Source organism: Zarconia sp. (genome assembly GCF_057467645.1).
Window position 1 is genome coordinate 1 of the sequence record NZ_JBRJXU010000133.1, and the last position, 15,195, is coordinate 15,195.

General features: G+C 51.3%; 12 protein-coding genes. 5 read left to right on the forward strand and 7 right to left on the reverse strand.

Features of this window, described 5'->3' with window-relative positions; genetic code table 11:
* Window positions 1-209: 209 nt before the first annotated feature.
* Both AC2215_RS20430 and AC2215_RS20435 read right to left on the reverse strand, forming a co-directional pair.
* Window positions 210-1,217: a DUF1822 family protein gene (locus AC2215_RS20430; RefSeq protein ID WP_486811853.1), complete on the reverse strand. Its 1,008-nt coding sequence runs from the start codon at window positions 1,215-1,217 to the stop codon at window positions 210-212.
* A 152-nt stretch (window positions 1,218-1,369) separates the two neighbouring features.
* The gene (locus AC2215_RS20435; RefSeq protein ID WP_486811854.1) at window positions 1,370-2,320 is read right to left on the reverse strand and encodes a hypothetical protein; all 951 of its coding nucleotides are present in this window, start codon (window positions 2,318-2,320) and stop codon (window positions 1,370-1,372) included.
* 228 nt (window positions 2,321-2,548) lie between these two features.
* Here AC2215_RS20435 and AC2215_RS20440 point away from each other — a divergent pair, with 228 nt between their 5' ends.
* From AC2215_RS20440 to AC2215_RS20460, 5 genes are all read left to right on the forward strand, one after another.
* Window positions 2,549-2,860 carry a Uma2 family endonuclease gene (locus AC2215_RS20440; protein ID WP_486811855.1) on the forward strand — a complete coding sequence of 104 codons (312 nt, stop codon included), beginning with the start codon at window positions 2,549-2,551 and terminating at the stop codon, window positions 2,858-2,860.
* A 599-nt stretch (window positions 2,861-3,459) separates the two neighbouring features.
* Window positions 3,460-3,966: a molybdenum cofactor biosynthesis protein MoaE gene (locus tag AC2215_RS20445; RefSeq protein ID WP_486811856.1), complete on the forward strand. Its 507-nt coding sequence runs from the start codon at window positions 3,460-3,462 to the stop codon at window positions 3,964-3,966.
* 121 nt (window positions 3,967-4,087) lie between these two features.
* Window positions 4,088-7,414: a GAF domain-containing protein gene (locus AC2215_RS20450; RefSeq protein WP_486811857.1), complete on the forward strand. Its 3,327-nt coding sequence runs from the start codon at window positions 4,088-4,090 to the stop codon at window positions 7,412-7,414.
* Window positions 7,407-9,458, forward strand: a complete 2,052-nt coding sequence (locus AC2215_RS20455; protein ID WP_486811858.1) for a response regulator — start codon at window positions 7,407-7,409, stop codon at window positions 9,456-9,458. The genes AC2215_RS20450 and AC2215_RS20455 overlap by 8 nt, the downstream gene beginning before the upstream one ends.
* A gap of 223 nt (window positions 9,459-9,681) precedes the next feature.
* Window positions 9,682-9,819, forward strand: a complete 138-nt coding sequence (locus AC2215_RS20460) for a hypothetical protein (RefSeq protein WP_486811859.1) — start codon at window positions 9,682-9,684, stop codon at window positions 9,817-9,819.
* A gap of 30 nt (window positions 9,820-9,849) precedes the next feature.
* On the opposite strand, the gene AC2215_RS20465 is transcribed toward AC2215_RS20460, so the two are convergent.
* The 5 genes from AC2215_RS20465 to AC2215_RS20485 form a co-directional block, all read right to left on the reverse strand.
* Complete coding sequence (locus tag AC2215_RS20465; protein ID WP_486811860.1) at window positions 9,850-11,322, reverse strand: tetratricopeptide repeat protein; 1,473 nt, start codon at window positions 11,320-11,322, stop codon at window positions 9,850-9,852.
* Between the two features lie 195 nt (window positions 11,323-11,517).
* Window positions 11,518-12,222: a COP23 domain-containing protein gene (locus AC2215_RS20470; RefSeq protein WP_486811861.1), complete on the reverse strand. Its 705-nt coding sequence runs from the start codon at window positions 12,220-12,222 to the stop codon at window positions 11,518-11,520.
* Window positions 12,223-13,835: 1,613 nt separating this feature from the next.
* On the reverse strand, window positions 13,836-14,291 hold the full coding sequence (locus AC2215_RS20475; protein WP_486811862.1) for a helix-turn-helix domain-containing protein: 456 nt from the start codon (window positions 14,289-14,291) through the stop codon (window positions 13,836-13,838).
* 108 nt (window positions 14,292-14,399) lie between these two features.
* Window positions 14,400-14,639, reverse strand: a complete 240-nt coding sequence (locus AC2215_RS20480) for a hypothetical protein (RefSeq protein ID WP_486811863.1) — start codon at window positions 14,637-14,639, stop codon at window positions 14,400-14,402.
* A gap of 199 nt (window positions 14,640-14,838) precedes the next feature.
* Window positions 14,839-15,075, reverse strand: coding sequence for a hypothetical protein (locus AC2215_RS20485; RefSeq protein ID WP_486811864.1), 237 nt, complete (start codon window positions 15,073-15,075; stop codon window positions 14,839-14,841).
* Window positions 15,076-15,195 lie beyond the last annotated feature (120 nt).

A 15,195-nucleotide genomic window follows, 5' to 3' on the forward strand; every position in this document is an offset into this window, starting at 1 on the left:
AGATGGGGAGGACGCGGGGACGCCGGGACAAGGGGACGCCGGGACAAGGGGACAAGGGGACAAGGGGACAAGGGGACAAGGGGACAAGGGGACAAGGGGACAAGGAGACAAGGGAGAGGGGGAAGACGAAGAAGTAGCGTCACAACTAGCCCATTTTCAATTGTCAATTGTCCATTGCCCCAGTCCCAAAGCGCTCGTTGCCCCCAAAGCTACGAGAGGGTCGATCGAAGTTGGAAATCTTCTCGCACGCAGGCATCTCCTAGGGTAATCTGAAGGCTGAAGCGCTCTCCAAAACGACACTTGAACCGGGGCAGTTGAATGAAATTGTCCAGGGCGCGAGAGGGCACTTCCCGCAGGGTTTCCCCCGACCCCGAGAGCAACGCCAGCACGGCATTGTGGGGTAAGTAGGTCTTTGCGGAAGTGGGATAGAGTTGAGCGCGAATGCCCAGGCGCTCGTCATCGACGGGTTCGACGGCTAAGATGAGCATCAAATCTCGATCGGTTTGCCCGGACTCGGATCGATCGCCGATTTGGATAAGTTTTCCCATTTTCAAGGTATCGTCTCGCCCGCCTCCACTGCGTAACCCCATAGCAAAAGCCGGTGATTCTGGGGAGAAGAGAGCATTGAGAGGCTGCCAACCCGCTTCCCAAATCTTCTCGAACCACTCCTCGAGAGTGACGGTGGGTTCTGTCTGCGAGGACTGTTGGGATTGTTGCGCTGGCTGGGTTTGATGTTGTTGATGCTCCTCAAGGTATTGGGGCAAATTGTCTAATGGTTCTAAAGCATCCAGAGGTAGCGTCGAGGTGCTCGTCGAGGTGCTGACTTCGCGGGCGAAACCGAGAACTGTGGCTTCTCTGAGGGAAGCATCGAGATAGACGGCAACATATGCGATGCGATCGCCCCAAACTTGGGGGGGAACTTCCCAGGCAGAAGCATTGGGTAAGACGGGACGGCACTCGATTTTGCCGTAGTTTTTCACCACCAAATCCGCCGTATCGAGCAGTGCTTGCAATGCCGGGTTGCTGCTGTCGCCTTCGGCAATCTCGTATCCTTGGCACTCTAAGTAAAAGCCGACGGCATAGACTGCGAGGGTATTGAGATAAACCTGTTTTCCTTTGCTCGGATTGCCGCAGCGATCGCGACATCGTCTCGCCAGATCGTGAGCGGTCAGGGATAAGTTAACGGCAAACTGTTCGGGTTCGATGGCGTATGTCACGATTAGAGTTCTCCAGTTCGAGTGTGTGTATGCGGTCGCGAAAGCTTTAGGGACAGGGGCAATGGATAATTGACAATTGACAATGGGTCAGTGGCGACGCTCTTCCCACACCCCACACCCCACACCCCATTCCCCATTCCCCATTCCCCAAATCAAGAGGATAAGTACTCGTGAAATTTGGGGGCAAACTTCTGACAGCTTCGGCGAAAGAAACTACTCAGGGTGGGAATTTTGATTTGAAATTGGGCGGAAATATCTTCCCAACTTTGACCGGCGAGGGTCGCTAGGGCGATCGCTTGAAAATTGGCATCGGGTCGATTGCGAATGTGTTCTCGTCGGAAAATGCGATCGGTATCCGTGGCAATCCACTCTCGCATTGTTAAGGAAACATCCGGTGCATCCGGTTGGGGCAGATTCTCCAAATCCGCGAGGGACGGGATTTCCTGATGCTGCGGGGGGCTAAATTCGCGGCGAGCTTCCAAAACCAGTTTATCGAGCCGAAAATTCACCCAAGTCATAAACTTGGCACCCCGATTGGGATCGTACTTGTGAATATTTTGACAAACGTAAACTAACGTTTGGTTGACGGCTTCTTCGTACAACAGTTCGTAGAATCCGGGGGAAAATTTATACCGATGGGGACGGCACAACCGATCGCCCAAACGAATGGCGGTGACTAACTCCTTGAGGGCATATCGCCGCCGTTCGGGGTTGTCTGCCTGTTGAGCATCCAAAGCCAAGCCTCGAAGTCGCGCGTCCGTGAGGACTTTCTTCAGGGCTAAGTTGCGCGCGCTAACGGCCCATTCTCGAATCTGCACCCGATTGCGATCGTATCGATCGATAATTTGCCCCAGCTCGGACTGTAACTGCTCGTGCCATGCCCGATCGATTTCTTGATAAACGCCCCACAGGGGTTGGCCGCGCCAAGGACGGCACATGGGACGCGATCGCAAAATCTCTGCGGCTAAGCGTTCGATGGCCAACTCCCGTTGTTGCGAGTCCGAAGCCTGCGCTTTGGCTTCGATCGCCAGTTGTTCCCATCGCTCGTTCGTGCTTTGCCAAACACCGTTCGTGGCACTTTTTGCAGATAGAGCCGTTGCCATCAATTGTCCCCTTAGCGTCGTACGCGATCTCAGAGCTAAAAACTCGTTCCGTATGGAGTGAGTGTCTCACCCTGATATTTCTCACTCAAGGAATTTCGATCGGAATTATGCGAAGTGTTACATAAGTTTATGTTTGAGAAGAGCGCAGATCGAGAACACACCAAAAATCACTTGGAAGTTCGCTATAAAAAAGGTTTGGGAGGATGAGAACCACGCGGATGCGCGCCTGTGGATGAAAAACGACTCAGGAGGTTTGAACCGGACAGTAATGCGGGACATTTAGTCGGCGCGCCGGAATTGGTCGTAGAAGTGCTATCGCCGGGTCAGAAGAACGAACGGTGCGATCGGGAATCGAAGTTAAAACTATACTCCGTGCAAGGGGTTCTCGAATACTGGATCGTCAATCGCTTCGATCGCACCGTTGCCATTTATCGTCGCGAAAACGCAATTTTAGAACTGGCCGCCACGCTGTACGAGGGTGACGAACTGACCAGTCCGATTTTACCGGGTTTTCGCTGTGTGGTGGGTCAGCTATTTTAAAGGGTGGGGAATGGGGAATGGGGAATGGGGAATGGTTAAGCTTGTATGCTATCTGTCAAGGGGTGTGGGGTGTGGGGTGTGGGGTATCTTACAAGGGAATGCTTTTCACAATTGCCCCGTTCGCGAAGCGTCTCCTTTGGAGAATCTTTGGTCAAGTGTCAACGAGATTTCAAGGGTTTCGCTCCCCCAGCTCCCCCTGCTTCCCCTGCTTCCCCTGCTCAAATCCACCGGAATCTAAAAAACATACACTTGAAAGGTGTGGGGTGTGGGGTGTAGGGAATGGAGCATTGGCAAGAGTTTTGGATGCGCGGGTGTCGCCGGTGTATCCGTCAAGGGTGACGATTGGAGGCTTGACGATACTAAATATGGGGCTTGACAAACAGAGCGCGATTCTCACCTTTCACAAATGGGGAATTGAGATTCCTCGCTCCACCATTCGAGATCGCGAACCCACAGAATAATTAAGAGATCGGCTCATCGGCGCGATCGCCTTTGATGAGTCGTTCCCAATTCACTCACCACTAAATATACTCTTTGATATTGCCCTTCGATCTTGCCAGAGTTTGGGCTTACCAACTCCCACATCCTACAATTACTCAATGTCTGAACCCACAAGACTTGCCAACTCCAGCCTGCTCAACCCATCGCGGACTAACTCCGATAGCAACGACAGCTTAAAAATCACCTTTGCCCCCCTTTCCGTCGAAGAGGTTTACGCCTTAGCCGACGATCCGGGGAACGGGGCGATCGTGTTGATGAGCGGTATGGTTCGCAATAAGACCGACGGTCGAGCCGTTGCTTTTTTAGAGTATCAAGCTTACGAACCGATGGTGGTAGAAGTCTTCAAACAAATTGCCGATCGCATTCGCCAGCAATGGCCCGATGTGAGTCGCATCGCCATTCACCATCGCACGGGTCGCTTGAAAATTGGGGAGATTAGCGTGCTCGTCGCCGTTGGCTGTCCCCATCGGGGCGAAGCCTTTGAAGCCTGCCGCTACGCCATCGATACCCTCAAACACAACGCTCCTATTTGGAAAAAAGAACATTGGGAAGATGGTGCAAGTAGCTGGGTGAGTATTGGTGCGTGTGAGGAAGGACAGTTTTGATGCATTCTCGCGATATTCCACATCAAGATACCCGAGAAATTACAGAAGTTCGAGCGATCGAAACTCAGCTATATTGAGCTTAGCTAGCGACTCTTACTCAATGCCACTTTCTCTCTAAGCCATGGTCGATCGCTCTCCCCCAGACCGAGAACCCCAGCCGCAACCTCTACCAGAGGGGGCAGACTGGCGGGGAAATCTCGATCGAATCTCAAAGGAAATTCCACCGGAATCGACTCTAACGCTGCCACTACAAGTGGCTCGGCAAAAGGCACTGCTCGCAGTGGTCACCAAAATTCGGGAATCCCTCGATTTAGAGAGTATCTTCAAATCCACCGCCACGGAAGTGCGGCACCTACTCGATGCCGATCGGGTTGGGATGTATCGCTTCGATCCCGACTCAGGCTACGAGTACGGACAATTCGTGTCCGAGGATGTGGTGTCGCCATACCGCTCGGCGCTCTCGACCCAAATTCAAGATCGATGTTTCGGTCAAAACCATGCCACCCATTACCAGCACGGTCGAGTTTGGGCGTGCTCGGATATTTACACCCACGGATTGCAAGATTGCCACATCCAACTGCTCGATCGCTTTCAGGTGCGAGCCAATCTCGTTGTCCCGTTATTAGAAGGGAAAGAGCTGTGGGGATTACTTTGCATTCACCAATGTTCCCAACCTCGCCAGTGGTCTGGGAGCGACATCGAGTTCATTCGCCAAATTGCCATTCATCTGGGGGTCGCATTGCAACAAGCGGAATATGTCGTGCAACTCCAAACCCAATCGGACCATCTCGCCCAAGCCGTCGCCCAGGCAGTGGAACGAGAGAAAGCCGTGGCAACCATTATTGACAAAATTCGGCGCTCCCTCGATCTCGATACCATTTTTCGCACCACAACCGATGAAGTTCGGCAACTGGTGAGGGCCGATCGGGTGGCAATCTTCAACTTCAATCCCGATTGGAGCGGTCAGTTTGTCGTCGAATCCGTGGGTGCGGGTTGGAAATCTTTAATCCAAGAGCAGCAGGAAAATCCCCCACTGCGTGACAACATCTCCCAATGCAGTCTCAAAAATTTAGCCAACCCCTTAATTACCGATACCTACTTGCAAGCCACCGAAGGCGGTGAATTGACGCGAGGCTTGGTCTTTCGAGTTTGCCACGATATTTACGCGGGTGGATTTTCCCACTGTTACATCGAAGTGCTCGAACGATTCCAAGCCCGAGCCTATGCGATCGTTGCGATTTACAAAGGCAAAAGCTTATGGGGATTGCTCGCGGCCTATCAAAATACCGGTCCTCGCCATTGGGAAGACACCGAAATCCGCTTTTTGGTGCAGATTAGCGCTCAGCTTGGGGTCGCGATCCAGCAAGCGGAACTCCTAGCGCAGACCCAAAAAGACAAAGCCGAACTGCAAACGGCCCTGACGGCACAATTGGAAAAGCGGGCGGAGGATTCGGCACGGGAAGCTGAACGAGAGCGGGCATTAGCTCAAACGATCGATAAAATTCGCAGATCCCTCGATCTCGATACCATTTTCAAGACAACGACCGATGAAGTGCGGCAAATTCTCAACTGCGATCGGGTGGCGGTCTATCGCTTTTTTGAGGATTGGAGTGGAGAGTTCGTTTTTGAGTCGGTGAAAGAGGGCTGGAGACCGGTCATCGAAGGCCAGATGAAAACTGTCTGGCGAGATACTCACCTGCAAGATACCCAAGGCGGACGCTATCGCGATCGGGAAAACTTTGCCATCAACGATATCTACACCGTCGGTCACTCAGAATGCCATATTGAAATTTTGGAAGCCTTTCAAATCCGGGCTTATGTTATTACCCCCGTATTTGTCGGCGAAACCCTCTGGGGTCTGCTGGCCGCTTACCAAAATACGAACCCCCGCCAATGGGAAAAACGAGAAATCGGTCTGCTCGCTCAGGTGGGGAATCAGTTAGGAGTGGCCGTGCAACAATCGCAACTGTTGGCACAACTCCAAGAAGCCAAAGAACACGCCGATGCGGCAAACCGCGCCAAAAGTGAATTCCTAGCCAACGTCAGCCACGAACTGCGCACGCCGCTCAATGCGATTTTAGGGTTTACCCAACTCCTCGCGCGCGATGACTCCCTACATCAAGGGCATCAGACTTATTTGAGCATTATCGGTCGCAGTGGGGAACATTTGCTGGCCCTGCTCAACGACGTGCTGGAAATGTCGAAAATTGAGGCGGGTCGAGTCGTTCTCAACGAAAATACTTTTCACCTGCATCGTTTCCTCAAAAGTCTCGAAGAAATGCTGCAACTCAAAGCTCAGTCGAAAGGCTTACAGTTGATTTTCGAGATCGACGATCGCGTTCCCGAGTGCGTGCGTGCCGATGAGAGCAAGTTGCGTCAGGTACTCATCAACCTGTTGGGCAATGGAATCAAGTTTACCCGCGTCGGTCGAGTGATATTGCGGGCGATCGCAACTGGCATTCTCCCACCGGGAGCTTCTCCACAAGACGCTCGCCTCAACCCCAAACTCTTTCACATCCGCTTCGAGGTGGAAGACACCGGACCGGGTATCGCCCCCGAAGATTTCGAGACTCTGTTCGAGGCCTTCGTCCAAACGGAAACCGGTCGCAAATCCCAGGAAGGAACGGGGTTGGGTTTGCCCATCAGCCAAAAATTCGTGGAACTGATGGGCGGTAAGATTACCGTTAGCAGTGCGATCGGTCGAGGCTCGATTTTTCAGTTCGAGCTGCCGATGCAGCCGGACCCAAACGGGGAAATTCAAACCGAACCCTCTGCGGGACTTGCGATCGCCATCGTTCCCGACGGAGCGCCCCCTCGGGTGCTGATTGTCGATGATAAGTGGGAAAGTCGACTGATTTTGGTCAATATGCTCTCGTCTCGGGGATTTGAGGTGCGAGAAGCCGAACACGGACGAGAAGCCATCGAAATCTGGCAGAGCTGGAAGCCGGTACTGATTTGGATGGATATGCGAATGCCAGTGATGGATGGTTACGAAGCCACCCGCCAAATTCGAGCCCTCGAAACCGACGAGCAAACGGTCATTATTGCGCTGACGGCCAGTGTTTTAGATAAGCAGCGATCGGTGGTGGCTGCCGCTGGATGCGACGATTTTGTCAGCAAACCCTTTCAAGAATCAGTTATCTTAAACAAAATTGCCGAACATCTCGGCGTGCGTTACATCTATCAGAAACCGATCCCGACACCTGTTGTTGGTTCCCAGACCGAAACCCCGCGCGAAACCATCGAACTTCAAATGAGTCAGATGGGCGATTTATGGATTTCCCAGCTAGAAGCTGCGGCCTTGAGCGCTCGGGAAAAACGTTTGTTCGAGCTCATCGCGCAAATTCCCGAAGACTCCGGGGCACTCGCGAGAGCGTTAACTCAAATGGTGGATTCTCTGGGTTTCGATCGCATCGTCGATTTAACTCAATCCGCGCGCTATGAATGATACTCGCCCCGCCCAGTCGAAAGGAGATCTGTTAGTTGTCGACGATATTCCCCAAAACTTACGCATTCTGTTCGAGATGCTCACCGATCGCGGCTATGAAGTGCGGCGAGTGATTAACGGCAAACAGGCGCTCAATGCCGCGCGAGTCGATCCCCCAGATCTGATTTTGCTCGACATTAAAATGCCGAATATGGACGGATACGAGGTCTGTCGGCGATTGAAGGCTTCTGCGACCACCGCCGATATTCCGGTGATTTTTTTGAGCGCCCTCGACGATACCCTCGATAAGGTCAAAGCGTTTCAGGTCGGGGCAGTTGATTACATTACCAAACCCTTTCAACTCGAAGAAGTCCTCGCCCGCATCGAGACGCAACTGAAGGTGCACCGGATGCAACAGCAGTTGGAAGCCCAAAATGCGGCACTGCGCGCGGCAAAGCAAGCGGCTGAAGTGGCCAACCAAGCCAAAAGCGAATTCTTGGCAACCATGAGTCACGAGATTCGTACCCCCCTCAACGCGACTTTGGGGATGACAGAACTGCTGGCAAGCACTCAATTAGATGCCCAACAGCAAGACTACGTTGCGACGATTCGCAATAGCGGGGAAGCTCTGTTAAGCGTAATTAACGATATCCTCGATCTCTCGAAAATTGAATCGGGTCAACTGACGCTTGAAGAACGTCCGTTTCATCTACGAACTTGCGTGGAGGAAAGCCTCGATCTACTGGCTCCCAAAGCGGCTGGGAAAGGACTGGAGTTAGCGTATGCCATCGATGGCGAAACTCCAGTTTGCATTCTGGGCGATCGCACTCGATTGCGCCAAATTCTGATCAATTTACTCTCTAACGCCGTGAAATTTACGGAAGTTGGAGAGGTGGTGGTTTCGGTGAAGGCGACTCCGGTGGATCGACCGGTGAATGAAAAAGAGAACGAGGAGGGTCCGCTTTGGGAAATTAAATTTGCCGTTCGCGATACGGGAATTGGGATTCCGTCGGAATGTTTCGATCGCTTGTTCCAACGTTTTAGCCAAGTCGATACATCGATGACTCGCCGCTATGGGGGAACGGGACTGGGATTGGTGATTTGTCGGCAATTATGCGAGATGATGGGGGGGAAAATTTGGGTCGAAAGCCAGGTCGAACGAGGGTCGACATTTCACTTTACTCTGGTGGCTCCTGCCGTGGAAGATTCGTCCGCGCCCAATCTTGAGAAAGTTCAACCCCAGTTTGCCAACAAGCGCCTCTTAATTGTGGATGATAACGCCACGCAGCGCCAAACCTTAAGAAAACAACTCCAAACTTGGGGAATCGTCGTCGAGTCAGTCGCGTCGGGCACCGAAGCTTTAGAACAACTTGAGACGACAGCATTATTCGATGCGATCGCCATCGATATGCAGATGCCCCAGATGGATGGTTTGACCTTGATGATGGCTTTGAAGAAGCAACCCCGTTTAGAAAAGTTGCCCGCGATCGTGCTTGTTTCTCGAGACAACTCGGCTGGCCAATGTCAACAGGTTCAGCCTTATGCGAGTGCTTGCTTGACCAAACCCATTCGACAATCTCAACTCTACAGCGTTCTCGATCGCATTTTGACCGGACGCACCTCTTCCGTAGCGTCTCAAGCCAACCCCAATTTTACCGATGTCGCTACCATCGAACATCTACCGTTACGCATCCTACTGGCCGAAGATAATCGGGTCAACCAAAAAGTCGGGTTGCACTTGCTCAAACGCATGGGATATCAAGCAGATGTGGCCAATAACGGATTAGAAGTCCTTGAAGCGTTGCATCGCCAGCCCTACGATTTGATTCTGATGGATGTTCAAATGCCAGAAATGGATGGGTTGAGTGCAACTCGTCAAATTCAAGTAACCACCTGGCAATTTCCCATCCCTCGAATCGTAGCAATGACGGCGAATGCCATGCAAGACGATCGCCAAGCCTGTTTGGCCGCCGGCATGGATGACTTTATCAGCAAACCCATTCGCGTTGACGAATTAGCCCGAGTTTTGAAGAGTTGCTCGATGAGATTAAATCCGGTTGAATAACGATAATTCTGGTGGATGCGAGCATGGGGAGGCAGGGGGAGCAAGGGGAGCAGGGGGAGCAAGGGGAGCAGGGGGAGAATTAGGATATCGTTAAAAAACTCAGCGCTCGTTGCCCTCGAGAGCTACCCACACCCTAAACCCCACACCCTACCCTAACGTCAGTTTTGGATAAGACTATTTCCGGTGAGGGCGGGGAATGGGGAATGGGGAATGGGGAATGGGGATGAAGTACTTTGCTCCCCTGCAACCAGATGTAGCCAGTGCGATCGCTTCGCTCATCAAGAGGCTTGCCAACCGCCCGAATCTCACCCAGAGTCGGCATCCCGTCGACGTCGCGGTCGCAAAACTGACGTTACCCTAGCCAGACACTCTTATCCCAAACTGACGTTAGTTAGAAAAACCGACCGAGTTCGTCGAGCAGGCGGCGCACTTGCGGATCGCCCGGTCGCAAGCGTTGAGCGGCTTCGAGGGATTCGATCGCCTCGGGGTAGCGCTCTAGGGATGCTAAGACCAAACCCCGTAATATCCAAGCAGGGACTAATTCCCCATCGAGTCGTACCGCTTCGTCTAGGGCGCTTAGGGCCGTTTCTGGTTCTCCCAACTCGTAGAGGGCTTTAGCGCGTCCCATCCAGGCCGGGGCAAAATCGGCATTCACCTCTAAAGCGCGATCGTAAGAATCGAGGGCATCCTGGTAGCGGCGCAATTCCTGGGTGAGGAGATTCCCTCGCATGTACCAAATGACGTGGTCGTCGGGCTTGATTTCCAAGGCGCGATCGAAGGAAATTAGCGCCCCTTCAATATCTCCTAAAGTGGAAAGCAGCGCCCCGCGATCGCGCCAAGCCCAGTAAAATTCCGGTTCGATTTGCACGGTGCGATCGAACGCCCCGATCGCACCCCAGGGGTCGTTGAGGGCGTACAATACGTTCCCCCGTTGGTACCAGGCAGGATAAAAATTCCGTTTCAGGCGAATCGCCCGTTCGAATGCCTGCAAAGCCGTGGAAAACTGCCGGGTGCGATAGAGGTGATTGCCCCAGTTCGACCAATCCACCGCATTCTGACTGTCCGGTGGCGGGGCAACGGCTAAAAAGGGTTCGATCGACAGTTGTTCTTCAAATCCGATCGGGCGCGGAGTCGTTGCGGTTACTTGCCAGTTCAGCGCGATGCCCTCCCGATCGACCACTTGCAGCATTTTCGCTGTGGGAATCCCGGCACTAAAGCCCAACTTGACGCGCACCAACCCCCCTAAATCTTCGTCGTAGAGTTCCTGTCCGTCCGCCTGTCCGTGAACGCCGACAACTCGACCCTCTGAGTCGAGTACCGGGCCGCCGCTCATGCCTTTTTCCGTGACATTGGTGTAAAACAGCTTGTAGCCACGATCGACCGGGTTTCGAGTCACCCCCAGAGCAAAATCCCGACCGATAACTTGTCCGGCCGTCAATCGGGTTTGGCGATCGCGGGTCACCCAGCCGTAGGTGAAAACGGGGCGATTGAGTTCGTCTGCCGCGTAGTTCCCCAAGGTGGCGACTCGGTAAGGGCGATCGCTCGTAAATCGCAACAGCGCTAAGTCCACCCCCGGTAACTTCTCGACGGTGCGATAGTCGAGTAAATGCTCGTCGCCGTCTGGGGCAATAATGTAGTACTCGTCTTCGGTGGCAACGACGTGTTTTGCCGTCAGCACCCAGTAAGTATTGCCCTCGCGCGCCACAATAAATCCCGAACCGGGATTTTGTCCGTCGATAGTGACGGAAATTTCTCGGGCGATTTGATGAATTTCTTGGGCGGAATACGCCTGGGCCACTTCAGCTTGAATAACGATCGCTGGTATGCCCAGTAACAGAACCGGAAGTTTGGAAAAAGCGCTCATGGTTCTATGTCTGGTGGGTATTTTGGTTAGGGAGGCAACGAGGGCAACGGGAGCTTGAGAGGCTTGGGAGGCAACGGGAGCTTTGGGGGCTTGAGAGGCAACGGGAGCTAAATTCTCCCTTGTCCCCTTGTCCCCTTGTCTCCCTATCCCTCCTCCCCGCGTCACCGGTTACTCGGCAACGCGAATCGGAAACCCTTAGCGGCTGGCCAATTCCCGAACGTGCTGGTTCAAGTCGATGTAGACCCGAGAACCGCTCTCTTGGAGAGGACCGGCTTGTCCGACGCGCACGTCGAACAATTGCTGGATGGTTTGAGTGGCATCTTGTCCCGGCTTGAGGGTAAACAGCACGTCAGTGCAAGGTCCGCCAATCTCGCCAGAGACGCACACCACGGGCAAGCGATTGACAAACCCAGTGGTAATGTAGTTGAGAATGCCCGCTTCGTAGAACCGATTGAATCGCTCGGTCACCTGCTCGCAACGGGTTTCGGGGTCGTAACCCGAACCGGCGAAGTAGTGGGAAACCCAGCGCACCAACGGCAAAGTTCCCTCTTGCGTGGAAATATAGGTGGTGGGAACGCCGTAGCCATCCGTACCGCAGAAGAAAGAGTCGGGTTCGTTTTGGACGACGGGTTCGACGACGGGATAGGCGGGATACTCCGTAAATTCTTCCGTAAACTCTTCCGTATTTTCGGGTTCGTACGGCACGAATTCTTCGGTCTGGGTTCGCTCGATCTGAACGCAGACGTTTTCGTGGCAATACTCTTCAACGGTGGTTTCCGAGGTGACTCCATCGGTAGAGACGTTAACCTCTTGTGCTAGTGCCGAGCCGGACATTGCCATGGCGGCACCTGTTGCCATAACACCTAAAGTCAAAGCTGAGATCGATCGAGGTAGTTTCATTTGTCTTGATACTCCTTATTAGTTGGCGCTCGAATAATTTTTAGGAGGATTTGTTCCCGGCTTTAAAAAATATATAAATCGGGTATTTATCCTCATTACTATAAGTTTCATTTTTTTATTTTTCAATCCGGAAAAAATCTAAAAAACTTTTTTATATGTTTTACAACAGAACAAAATAAAAATTTTAAAGACAAAATTGTTTATTATCAAATAATTGAAATAATTAATTCGATCGAATCGTTATCGATCGGAGTATTGAAGGTCATATTTTACACGACATCATGTTACACCTCTATTTCTAGGTTTGTTCATGGTTGAGAAACGAGCACTTAGCGATATAAATCAATATATTTCACTGATTTTTTAAGTAAAAATTGCGCTAAATTTTAGTATAATTAATAGTTTTTTGCCAATTAACTTAATTTTGGCTTGAGAAAATAATCGACATTAATTAAATAAGCAAATAGTTCAAAAAAGTATATAAATTCTCGCTCCTGAATTTCAACCAAAAAGACCCCAAAAACAATATATCGAGAACTATCCCGAACGCAGAAAATCGATGTTTGGCGATGACAAAAATCACCTAGAATTATTCGAGTAATCTTTCATCTTTCCTGATTCGTCGGAAATGATGACGAATAGAGAGGTAATGCCTCATCTTCCCTGTAGCCATTCTCACATCTCATTTGAAGAGGCGGGATTCATCAATTGGAAAAATAAAGATTTTATAAAAATTGGACTCAAATTCACTGTTTTAATTTGAACTTACTCCAAACGATAGACTAGATTTTTCCGGGGATATGACTAAATATTTCATGGGACTTTAGCTGCAATTACAGCGGTTTTTATGAAGACAAAAGCTCGGTTTAAATTCCTGAAAATTTTTACATTATTTAGGCTTTTTTTATAAGTTTAATGTTTCTAAAAGCCGTTACAAGTATTACGTACGAGTGTATACATCTCTATCGAGATGTTTGCTATCACGCGCAATCCGAGTTCGCCAATATTTGGAATCAAATAGGCTAAGTAAGGGTTTGAGCCTCTAATTCACATCTAATGTGCGATCGATGCTCAAACCCTTACTTTCCGATCACTTTTTTCAAGCAACACCTGTGTCCGCGCCTAACATGGCGGTTGCTATAATTTTGCGATCGCCGAACTTTTCAAATCGCGTCTTAACCTGGGTCTGCACCCAGTTTAATAACGACGATTCATCGAGAGATAGAATGACACGCAACATCTCGACGTAGGGTTGTTGGGTTGAAGTCCAACGCTCAACCCACACAGCTCGATCGATTATCGATAAGGTTCTCAACGGTATGCTGCTAGTGCCCGGAGGTGGCTTTGAGAGGCATTCATTTGTGACTCAAAACGTTTATCGAAAGATTAGATACAAGACGATTAAATTTGGCAGCCTTAAAATGAGCCGCAAGTCTTGGATCTTGTTTGACATTACGGGTCGTGGGAACCGGTGCGATCGCAACCCAGATTTATATCGTTCCTCCTTCCATTTGCACCATAGGAAGAGTCGATTTTCAGCATCGAGAATGCGTGCAATCGGTCTCCCCAATAGATGCGTACTCGATTAATACGTAAAGTGCGATCGCAACCCGTTATTTTCGTGCAGATGTTGACTTGCGGCCGTTTTCCAACCGGCGAAGGTAGTCCCACCCGCGTTGGGGCCAAACTCGCTTTCGTCCCGTTTTTTGGGCAATCCACTCGGCGACTTTCGGTCCCGACCAGCGACCTCCATCCGGTGCGGGACGTTGCAAGGCCAGGGCCAGTTCCGCTTGTTGTTCCGGTGTCAGCAGAGAGCGAGACGAGGTGCGTCGCGTTTTCGAGCGATTGATCGCCGAATCGGGTCCCTCGTGATTGTAACGCCGGACGATTTGTTTGGCGTAATCGTAATTGAGATCTACCACTTGAGCGGCTTGTTTGATCGTCCAGTCTTGAGCGATCAAATACAAAAGATGCCATCTTCTGGCTTCAGTGGTGTCTTTGACGTGGCGGTAGCGAGATTTGAGCTCGTCAACCGTTAAATGTGGTTTTAAGTGTGCTTTTGGAGGCATACTTCACCCCGAGAATGTGAACGCTTACAACAGGGGAGCGAGAAGAAAACCCACTCCAGGGATGGAAAACTTGGTATTTCCCATCGGTTTCGACCGAACAACTCCTGCTTACCCCAGGAGGTAGTAAGGATTTGCCACACCGTAGTAGGTGTAGTGATGCCTGTCGCCGTAGCCATAGGCACTTCGATAGGAGGCCCGATAGTAAGAGGCCGATTGGTAGCCATAGCTGGGGTAACGGCTACCATGTCCGTATCCCGGGCAGCGAGCGCCATTCACCGTGGCCGCTTCGGCTTCAGATAAATCCGCAAACAGTGATGGATTCGATTGAGGTTCTTGGATCTTGTTCATAATGCCTGTGTGGTAATAAACTAGTCCCAGAGCAATATTTGCTAAAACTAGAGGGTAGCGATTTAGTCGATCGCTTCTCATTCTCTAGAAAGTCGCACCCATAGAAAGTTTGGTTTGTGGACTATGGGTGTGACTCCAGCCCAGGGGCAATCGGGCAGAGCGGTTAGGATGTTACTAGCCCTCTGTCCGAACTGCACCCTTATTGATTGATGGTGACGTCTTCGATCTCTTCTCCAGCAACCACGAGGCGCACGTTCACGTTTTGAGTCACGTTTGTGGTTCCACCGTGGTAGCCGTAGCCGTAGCCGCCACCGTAACCGTGACCGTAACCCACATGGTGAGGACGGTAGTAGTAGTAGTAGCTCGCGCCATTAACGGTGGCAGCTTCCTCGGCGGTCAGTTCGGCAAAGAGATTGCTGTTTTCAGTCATTTGCATGATGTTATTAACTCCATCTAAGTGAGTAGAACGAGTGGCTCTTGCGATTCACTCGCACTTTCACCCATCGATTGGTGAAAGCTATATCCATCTTTCGGGAGAAATGGATAAAATCCGGAG

Coding starts and splice junctions, on each gene's coding strand:
- AC2215_RS20445 (WP_486811856.1), top strand. CDS start 3,460: ATGTCTGAACCCACAAGACTTGCCAACTCCAGCCTGCTCAACCCATCG.
- AC2215_RS20465 (WP_486811860.1), bottom strand. CDS start 11,322: ATGAGCGCTTTTTCCAAACTTCCGGTTCTGTTACTGGGCATACCAGCG.
- AC2215_RS20485 (WP_486811864.1), bottom strand. CDS start 15,075: ATGCAAATGACTGAAAACAGCAATCTCTTTGCCGAACTGACCGCCGAG.
- AC2215_RS20450 (WP_486811857.1), top strand. CDS start 4,088: ATGGTCGATCGCTCTCCCCCAGACCGAGAACCCCAGCCGCAACCTCTA.
- AC2215_RS20470 (WP_486811861.1), bottom strand. CDS start 12,222: ATGAAACTACCTCGATCGATCTCAGCTTTGACTTTAGGTGTTATGGCA.
- AC2215_RS20475 (WP_486811862.1), bottom strand. CDS start 14,291: ATGCCTCCAAAAGCACACTTAAAACCACATTTAACGGTTGACGAGCTC.
- AC2215_RS20460 (WP_486811859.1), top strand. CDS start 9,682: ATGAAGTACTTTGCTCCCCTGCAACCAGATGTAGCCAGTGCGATCGCT.
- AC2215_RS20435 (WP_486811854.1), bottom strand. CDS start 2,320: ATGGCAACGGCTCTATCTGCAAAAAGTGCCACGAACGGTGTTTGGCAA.
- AC2215_RS20480 (WP_486811863.1), bottom strand. CDS start 14,639: ATGAACAAGATCCAAGAACCTCAATCGAATCCATCACTGTTTGCGGAT.
- AC2215_RS20455 (WP_486811858.1), top strand. CDS start 7,407: ATGAATGATACTCGCCCCGCCCAGTCGAAAGGAGATCTGTTAGTTGTC.